An 8,329-nucleotide genomic window follows, 5' to 3' on the forward strand; every position below is an offset into this window, starting at 1 on the left:
CGGTTCAGGGACGACAGGCGGCCGAGCAGACCCGCACCAGGTCCACGTGCAGACGGCGCACGAGGGGGTGGCGGGCGGGAGCGGTCATGCAGGCGATTATGCCCGACCCGGCCCGGAACGACCCGGCCCGGCACGAACACGGCCCGGCCCGGCACGAACACGGCCGCCGACCCTCCCCGTGGGGAAGGCCGGCGGCCGTGGCGGAGCGGGGCGGATCAGACCTGGCCGGCCTTCTCCAGGGCGGCGCAGCAGGTGTTGATCAGGAGCCGGGTGACGACGTAGGGGTCGACGTTGGCGTTCGGGCGGCGGTCCTCGATGTAGCCCTTCTGGTCCACCTCGACCTGCCACGGGATGCGGACCGAGGCGCCGCGGTCGGAGACGCCGTAGCTGTAGACGTTCCACGGGGCGGTCTCGTGCTTGCCGGTCAGGCGGGACTGGATGTCGTCACCGTACTGGCTGACGTGCTCCAGCACCGTCTCCTGGGAGGCACCGAGCGACTCGCAGGCGGTGATGATCGCGTCGTAGCCCTCGCGCATCGCCTTGGTGGAGAAGTTGGTGTGCGCGCCCGCGCCGTTCCAGTCGCCGCGGACCGGCTTGGCGTCGAGGGTGGCGTCGATGCCGAACTCCTCGGCGGTGCGGTAGAGCAGGTAGCGGGCGATCCACATGTCGTCCGAGGCGGTCAGCGCGTCGACCGGGCCGATCTGGAACTCCCACTGGCCGGGCATGACCTCGGCGTTGATGCCGCAGATGGCCAGGCCGGCGTCGATGCAGCGGTCGAGGTGCAGTTCGACGATCTCGCGGCCGAAGACCTCCTCGGCGCCGACGCCGCAGTAGTAGCCGCCCTGCGGGGCCGGGAAGCCGCCGTCGGGGAAGCCGAGCGGGCGGGCGCCCTTGAAGAAGGTGTACTCCTGCTCGATGCCGAAGATCGACTCCTGCGCGGCGTACTGCTCGGCCACGGAGCGGAGCAGCGCGCGGGTGTTGGACTCGTGCGGGGTGCCGTCGGTCTCCAGCACCTCGCAGAGGACGAGGATGTTGTCGCCGCCGCGGATCGGGTCCGGCACGATCCTGACCGGGTCGAGCACGCGGTCCGAGGCGTGGCCCTTGGCCTGGTTGGTGGAGGAACCGTCGAAGCCCCAGGTGGGGATCTTGTCGGCGTTCGGCAGGACCCGAGTCTTGGAGCGGAGCTTGGCGGTCGGCTTCGTGCCGTCGATCCAGATGTACTCGGCCTTGATTGCCACGGCGGTGAACCTCGCAAACTGAGTGGTGGGTGCCCGCGTAGCGTTGCAAGCCGCCGTTTCCCGGTTGTTCCTCTCATGTAACACGCAGGTGAACCAACCGTCCGCATTGGTGCGGTCACGGTGCGAGAGTGCCGCCGCCGGGCACCCCCGCACCGCGGCGCCGGTGCCGGTGGCGTCAGCGGCGGCGGGCGTGCGCGGCCCGGCGGCGGCGGGTGGCCCAGAGGGCGCAGCCCCCACCCGCGACCAGGGCGGCGGCTCCGGCGGCCAGCGGGCCGGTGGCGTCGCTGCCGCCGGTGGCGGCCAGATGCTCCCCGGGGGCCGCAGCGGCCCCGGTGGCGGCCTGCGGGACGGTGGCCGGGCGGGTGGCGGCCGGGGTGGTGGCCGCTGTGACGGCGGTCGTCGCGGTGCCGTCCGCGACGGGCTGCACGGTCGGGGTCGCCGTCGGGGTGGCGGAGGCGGTCGGAGCGGTCGGCTTCTCGCAGCTCACCGAGGCGACGGTGATCTTCCCGGTCACCTTGGCGACGTTCAGGTTGAGCGGGTTCACCTCGACCCGCACCTCCAGTGCGGAGGCGGCGGCGGTGGTGGAGGTGGTGGTGCGCTTGGAGAACTCGACCGAGACGCTGCCGACCAGCGGGACGTCCACCGCGGTCGGACCGTACAGGCTGAGGGTGACCGGCTTGCCGAGGACGGTGAGCCGGGCGGGCGCGGTGACGTTCGCCGTGGGCTGCCCGTCGACCGGACAGGTGGCCTCGGAGCTGAGCGCCTCCAGGCCGAGCAGGGTGGTGAGCGGCAGGCCGGGTGCGTGCACGTCGGCGTTGACCAGCTGGACGGAGGCGGTGGCGCCCTTGGCGTCGGCCCTGGTCACCGACTTGCCGATGTCGGCCTTGACCAGGGTGATCGGCCCCCGCTGGTCGACGCCGTCCACCGTGGCGGTGAGCACCGAGCCGTCGCGCTGGGCCGGGGTCTCGACCTTGTTGAGCGCGACGTTCACCGGGACGTCCACCGTCTTGTTCAACAGGCTGACGTGCAGGTCGAGTTCGGCGGTGACGGCGCGCGCCCTGCCGGGTTTGGCAGCCGCCGGGGCGGTGGGCCCGGCAGCGTGCGCGAACGGCGCGGCGAGCAGGGCCGGGACCACCACCCCGGCGGCGACGGAGGCGGAGAAGGAGACGGAACGCGAAGAAGACATGGCGGTACCCCCACGGATGGCGATGCGGTGGAGCGCGCCTCCGACGTCACCCACGACAGGGCGGGGAAAGGGGTCGGCGCTCCGAACGACGAGCCGCCAGTCTTCTCGAACAATCCGTCACATGAGTCACACAGAAAGTCATTTCACTCGTTCGAGTGAGAATCCAGGTTGACGCTCAGTGCCGGCCCCCGCCGACGCGCTACGGCAGCCGCCAGTCCACCGGCTGCGCCCCCTGCCGCACCAGCAGCTCATTGGCCCGGCTGAACGGCCGCGAGCCGAAGAAGCCGCCGTTCGCCGAGTACGGGCTCGGGTGCGCGGACTCGATCGCCGGCACCTCCCCCAGCAGCGGGCGCAGATTGCGGGCGTCGCGCCCCCAGAGGATCGCGACCAGCGGGCCGCCGCGGGCCACCAGCGCCCGGATCGCCTGCTCGGTGACCTCCTCCCAGCCCTTGCCCCGGTGCGCGGCGGGCTTGCGCGGAGCCGTGGTCAGGGCCCGGTTCAGCAGCAGCACGCCCTGCTGCGTCCACGGCGTGAGGTCGCCGTTGGACGGCTGCGGCAGGCCGAGGTCGTTGCCGTACTCCTGGAAGATGTTGATCAGGCTGGCCGGGATCGGCCGCACCTCGGGCCCCACCGAGAAACTGAGCCCGACGGCGTGCCCGGGCGTCGGGTACGGGTCCTGCCCGACGATCAGCACCCGCACCGAGGCGAAGGGCTGCTGAAAGGCGCGCAGGACGTTCGGCCCGGAGGGCAGGTACGTGCGGCCGGCGGCCAGCTCCGTGCGCAGGAAGTCGCCCATGGCGGCGACCCGCCCGGCGACCGGCTCCAGGGCGGTGGCCCAACCGGGCTCGACGATCTCGTTCAGTGGACGCGGTGCCATGGGCGCCACCCTATCGGCCTACACCGACAGGTCGTTCCCCTGCACGCCACCGAAAGGATCATGACGGGGGGGCGCGGAGAGGATCACCCCACCGGACGCCCCCTCAGCACCACCACCCGCGGGTCCGCCAGCACCCGGACGTCCGCGCGCGGGTCCTCGTCGTACACCACGAAGTCCGCCGACGCGCCCTCCTCCAGCCCGGGCCGGCCCAGCCACTCCCGCGCCCCCCAACTGGCCGCCGACAGCGCCTCGGCCGGGGTGAGCCCCGCCTTCACCAGCTCGGCCACCTCCTCGGCGACCAGGCCGTGGGCCAGCGAGCCGCCCGCGTCCGTGCCGACGTAGACCGGGATGCCCGCGTCGTGCGCCGCGCCGACGGTGTCGTACCGGCGCGCGTGCAGCCGGCGCATGTGCGCGGACCAGGCCGGGAACTTGGCCTCGCCGCCGGCCGCGAGGCCCGGGAAGGTGGCGATGTTGACCAGGGTCGGGACGATCGCCACCCCGCGCTCGGCGAAGACCGGGATCAACTCCTCGGTGAGCCCGGTGGCGTGCTCGACGCAGTCGATGCCGGCCGCCAGCAGATCGGGCAGCGACTCGGCGGCGAAGCAGTGCGCGGTGACCCGGGCACCCTCCTCGTGCGCCGCCGCGATCGCCTCGGCCAGCGCGTCGCCCGGCCAGCAGGCGGCGAGGTCGCCGCGGTCACGGTCGATCCAGTCGCCGACCAGCTTCACCCAGCCGTCGCCGCGCCTGGCCTCGACGCGGACGTACGCGGTGAGGTCGCCGGGCTCGATCTCGTGCGCGTAGTTGCGGATGTAGCGGCGGGTCCGGGCGATGTGGCGGCCGGCCCGGATGATCCGGGGCAGATCCGCGCGGTCGTCGATCCAGCGGGTGTCGGCGGCCGAACCGGCGTCGCGGATCAGCAGGGTGCCGGCGTCACGGTCGGTGAGCGCCTGCTTCTCGCTGGTGGCCGCGTCCACCGCGCCGTGCGCGTCCAGGCCGACATGGCAGTGCGCGTCCACCAGACCGGGCAGCACCCAGCCGGTCACCGTCCGGACGTCCCCCGCGACGAGCGGGCGGACGAAGGTCACCTTCCCGTCCACCACCCAGAGTTCGTCCCGGACGTCCTCCGGGCCGACCAGTACCCGTCCCCTGACGTGCAGCACCGCGCCATCGCTCATGGCCGCACTCTACCGAGGAGGCCGTTCCCTGTAAGCAGTGACAATGGTGCAGACTCGTTCCCGCCCGTACCGCCCGTGTTCACCCGTCACCACCATCCCCGAAAGGCCGGCCGCCACCGTGAGCCCCTTCCTCGACCTGCCCCCGCTCAGCGCCGCCGACTTCGCGGCGATCGAGGACCAGGTGGCCGCGCTGCTGCACACCGAAGCCGACGTGATCGTCACCCAGGGTGAGGCGCTGCTGCCGCTGGAGGCCGCGATCCGGAGCGCCGCGCACCCGGGCTCCACCGCGCTGAACATCGTCACCGGCCCGTACGGCCAGACCTTCGGCAACTGGCTGCGCGACTGCGGGGCCGAGGTCGTGGACCTCGCCGTGCCGTTCGACAGCGCGGTCACCGCCGAACAGGTCGCCACCGCCCTCCGGGAGCACCCGGCGATCGACTTCGTCTCCCTCGTCCACGCCGAGGCCGCCACCGGCAACACCAACCCGGTCGCCGGGATCGCCGCCGCCGTCCGCGAGCACGGCGCGCTGCTGATGCTGGACGCCGTCGCCTCGGTGGCCGCCGAGCCGCTGCTCACCGACGCCTGGGGCATCGACCTGTGCGTGATCGGCGGGCAGAAGGCGATGGGCGGCCCGGCCGGAGTCTCCGCCGTCTCGGTCTCCGAGCGCGCCTGGGAGCGGATCGCCGCCAACCCGGCCGCGCCGCGCCGCTCCTACCTCTCGCTGCTGGACTGGAAGGAGCGCTGGACGGACGCCGGCCGCGCCGTACTCCCGCACGCCCCCGCCCAGTTGGAGATGCTGGCACTCGGCGCCTGCCTGGACCGGATCAGCACCGACGGCCTGCCCGCCGTGATCGCCCGCCACCGCGCCGCCGCCTCCGCCACCCGCGCGGGCGTCCGCGCCCTCGGCACCCTCACCCCGTTCGTCCCCCGCGACGAGGACGCGGCCCCGGTCGCCACCACCCTGCGCACCCCGCCCGGCCTGCACGCCGCCGAGCTCGCCGCCCGCCTCGACCCGGCCCTCCCCGTCCAGCCGGGCGGCGGCGCGCTGGCCGCCGAGATGCTCCGCGTCAACCACTACGGCGCCGCGGCCACCCTGCCCACCGTCCGGGCCTGCCTGACCGCCCTGGCCGAGGCCACCGGCGCGGACGCCGGCCCGGCCCTGGCGGCGGCGGAGGCGGCCTGGCAGGCCGGCCACTCGCCCGAGTGAGGAAGGTTTCCGCCCCCGGCCCGAACGTCGGCGCCGCCCGCACCGGGCCCGCAGGGCCAACCACTGGATGCGGACGCCCGGCCCGGGGGACGGCTCCGAACGCGTAGACCCCTTCGCCCGGGGGGCTCCGACCTCCGGCCGCCGAGCAGTCCCAAGGCTTAGGCGGGGACCTCGGCGAGCCGGCGGAACTCACGGGCGTGGCCGGTGACGGTGTCGAGGTTGACCACGGCGCCGTCGACACCCTCGGTGTAGACGGCCCACATGCTGCCGTCCACCCAGGTGCAGAGGCCCATTTCCTGGCGCTCACCGTCGCCGTCGACGCCGCCGGCGCGGCCGCACTTCATCACGCCGCCGCGCTCGCCGGGGTCGACCTCGTGGACGTCGGTGAGCTCAAGGCCGGCGTCCTCGTGGCCGACGATCACGTCATCGATCTGCGCGGACGGCAGGAAGGTGTGCTGCTCGGAGACGGCCAGCCAGATCACCCTCGCCCCGTCCGCGCTGAGGTAGGTGGTGGAGGAGACCCCGGAGCCGGAGCCGGGGCGCAGGGTCCGTTTGCCGGCCGAAGCCGTCGGGCTGAGCCGCAGCCCGTCGAACTCCTCGGGCGGGTTGTAGCGGTACGCGCCGAGCGCGGCGAAGTTGTCGGCGAACACGACGCCGAAGGCCGTCGCGGCCAGGACGCCGACGGCCGTGACGGTCAGCCAGAGCCGCCGCCGGGAGCGCCGCCCGGGGGCGGCGGGGGTCTCGTCCACGAGGACGTCTTCGGGGGTCGGTCGATCAGATTCGGGCACCGGCATATCCGAGCAGGTCCGGACCATTGCCCGCAAGGGCCTTTACCCCGGCGACGCCGGACAGTTCGCGGATCGTTCATCTGCCCGGCACCCGGACCTCACCGGCGCCCGGCAGGCTCCCACCGAGGCGAAGTTGGCTATACAACTTTGCCAGTCGCCGAGGAGGAGACCCCATGTCCCAGCTGTCGCCGTACTGGCTGCGCGACAACTGCCCCTGTGCCGAGTGCCGCGACCAGCGCACCGGGCAGAAGCTGTTCCAGATCACCGACCTGCCGGACGGTCTCGCGATCGCCGCGCGCACCGAGTCCGACGGCGGCCTGGAGGTGCTCTGGTCGGACGGGCACCGGTCCCGCTACCCGCTGGAGTGGCTGGAGCAGCAGGGCGGGGGCGACGGCCGGACCGAGGCGGACAAGCGGCTCTGGACGGCGGCCGACTTCCGGCACGGCGTCCCGGAGGCGTCGTGGGAGGCCTACCTGGCCGATCCGGCCGAGCGGGCCGCGGTGCTCGGCGCCGTACGGCGGTCGGGCTTCGCGGTGCTGCGCGGGGTGCCGGCGGTCGAGCGGCAGGTGCTCGCGGCCGCCGGGACCTTCGGGTATGTGCGGGTGACCAACTACGGCGAGCTGTTCGACGTCCGGGTGGAGCCGGACCCGAACAACCTGGCCTTCACCAGCGTCGCGATCGCCCCGCACACCGACAACCCGTACCGGGACCCGGTGCCCACCCTCCAGCTGCTGCACTGCCTGGACAACTCCGCGCCGGGCGGCGACTCCGGGCTGGTGGACGGCTTCAAGGCGGCGGCCGTCCTGCGGGCCGAGGCGCCGGAGGACTTCGCCGTCCTGACCCGCACGCCCGTCCCGTTCGTCTTCCGCGACCGCGCCACCGAGCTGCGCGCCGACCGGCCGCTGATCGGTGTGGACCCGCTCGGCCGGATCCGGGAGGTGCGGTTCAACAACCGTTCGATCGGCACCCTGCGCGGGCCCACCGAGGAGCTGGACGCCTTCTACGCGGCGTACCGGCGGTTCGCCGCGATCACCCTGCGGCCCGAGCTGCGGCTGGAGTTCCGGCTCGACCGGGGCGACTGCCTGATCTTCGACAACGTCCGTCTGCTGCACGCCAGGACCGCCTTCGAGCAGGACGGTTCGCGCCACCTCCAGGGCTGCTACGCCGACCTGGACTCGCTGACGAGCACCCTCGCGGTGCTGGACCGGCAGGCCGCCGCGCTGGACGAGCTCGCCGGGCTGTTCGCCGGCGAGGGCGCCGGGGAGTACCTGGGCGAGGCGGTCACCATGGCCGAGCACATGCTCCAGGCGGGTGCGCTGGCCGAGGCCGCCGGGGCCGCCCCGCACCTGGTCGCCGCCGCGCTGCTGCACGACGTGGGCCACTTCCAGGGGGCGCTGCACGGACGGGATCTGATGCTGGGTCAGGACAACCGGCACAGCGACACCGGGGCCCGGTGGCTGGAGCGGTGGTTCGGCCCGGAGGTGACGGAGCCGGTCCGGCTGCACGTGGCCGCCAAGCGCTACCTCTGCGCGGTCGAGCCCGGCTACCGCGCCAAGCTGTCGGAGGCCTCCGAGTACACCCTCCGGGTGCAGGGCGGCCCGATGAGCGCGGAACAGGCCGCCGCCTTCGCCGCCCTGCCGGGCGCGGCGGACGCGGTCGCCGTCCGCCGCTGGGACGAGCAGGCCAAGGAGGCGGACGCCGGGACGCCCGGCTTCGAGCACTTCCGGCCGCTGCTCGCCGCCCTGATGAGGTAGCGCGGCGGGCCGACCGCCAGTTCCACTCGGCCAGCAGCCCGCCCAGCACCAGACCGATGAACGAGCCGGCGATGCCCGCGACGACGTTCACCCCGAGCGCCGTG

7 protein-coding genes are annotated in these 8,329 nt (G+C 73.8%); 2 read left to right on the forward strand and 5 right to left on the reverse strand.

Annotated elements, in window-relative coordinates:
• Nucleotides 1–215 precede the first annotated feature (215 nt).
• The 4 genes from glnII to AB0P06_RS16690 all read right to left on the reverse strand — a co-directional run bounded on the left by glnII (nt 216) and on the right by AB0P06_RS16690 (nt 4,476).
• The gene (gene glnII, locus AB0P06_RS16675) at nt 216–1,238 is read right to left on the reverse strand and encodes a glutamine synthetase (protein WP_363608004.1); all 1,023 of its coding nucleotides are present in this window, start codon (nt 1,236–1,238) and stop codon (nt 216–218) included.
• A 175-nt stretch (nt 1,239–1,413) separates the two neighbouring features.
• Nucleotides 1,414–2,424, reverse strand: a complete 1,011-nt coding sequence (locus AB0P06_RS16680) for an SCO1860 family LAETG-anchored protein (RefSeq protein WP_363608005.1) — start codon at nt 2,422–2,424, stop codon at nt 1,414–1,416.
• A 199-nt stretch (nt 2,425–2,623) separates the two neighbouring features.
• Entirely contained in the window at nt 2,624–3,301 is a 678-nt protein-coding gene (locus AB0P06_RS16685; RefSeq protein WP_363608006.1) for a uracil-DNA glycosylase, read from the reverse strand.
• Nucleotides 3,302–3,384: 83 nt separating this feature from the next.
• Nucleotides 3,385–4,476, reverse strand: coding sequence for an amidohydrolase family protein (locus AB0P06_RS16690; protein ID WP_363608007.1), 1,092 nt, complete (start codon nt 4,474–4,476; stop codon nt 3,385–3,387).
• A gap of 43 nt (nt 4,477–4,519) precedes the next feature.
• Between AB0P06_RS16690 and AB0P06_RS16695 the strand changes: the two genes are divergently transcribed.
• Entirely contained in the window at nt 4,520–5,683 is a 1,164-nt protein-coding gene (locus tag AB0P06_RS16695; protein ID WP_363608008.1) for an aminotransferase class V-fold PLP-dependent enzyme, read from the forward strand.
• A gap of 158 nt (nt 5,684–5,841) precedes the next feature.
• Here the strand turns inward: AB0P06_RS16695 and AB0P06_RS16700 are convergent, their stop codons facing one another.
• The gene (locus tag AB0P06_RS16700; protein ID WP_363608009.1) at nt 5,842–6,432 is read right to left on the reverse strand and encodes a hypothetical protein; all 591 of its coding nucleotides are present in this window, start codon (nt 6,430–6,432) and stop codon (nt 5,842–5,844) included.
• 212 nt (nt 6,433–6,644) lie between these two features.
• Here AB0P06_RS16700 and AB0P06_RS16705 point away from each other — a divergent pair, with 212 nt between their 5' ends.
• Nucleotides 6,645–8,225, forward strand: a complete 1,581-nt coding sequence (locus AB0P06_RS16705) for a phosphonate degradation HD-domain oxygenase (RefSeq protein ID WP_363608010.1) — start codon at nt 6,645–6,647, stop codon at nt 8,223–8,225.
• Nucleotides 8,226–8,329 lie beyond the last annotated feature (104 nt).

This window comes from Kitasatospora sp. NPDC088351 (genome assembly GCF_040685575.1).
In the GTDB taxonomy this organism is placed as follows: Bacteria; Actinomycetota; Actinomycetes; order Streptomycetales; family Streptomycetaceae; genus Kitasatospora.

What these genes read in the sequence shown, in the direction of transcription:
- AB0P06_RS16680 (WP_363608005.1), bottom strand. Translation starts at nt 2,424, where the DNA reads ATGTCTTCTTCGCGTTCCGTCTCCTTCTCCGCCTCCGTCGCCGCCGGG.
- AB0P06_RS16685 (WP_363608006.1), bottom strand. Translation starts at nt 3,301, where the DNA reads ATGGCACCGCGTCCACTGAACGAGATCGTCGAGCCCGGTTGGGCCACC.
- AB0P06_RS16690 (WP_363608007.1), bottom strand. Translation starts at nt 4,476, where the DNA reads ATGAGCGATGGCGCGGTGCTGCACGTCAGGGGACGGGTACTGGTCGGC.
- AB0P06_RS16695 (WP_363608008.1), top strand. Translation starts at nt 4,520, where the DNA reads ATGGTGCAGACTCGTTCCCGCCCGTACCGCCCGTGTTCACCCGTCACC.
- AB0P06_RS16705 (WP_363608010.1), top strand. Translation starts at nt 6,645, where the DNA reads ATGTCCCAGCTGTCGCCGTACTGGCTGCGCGACAACTGCCCCTGTGCC.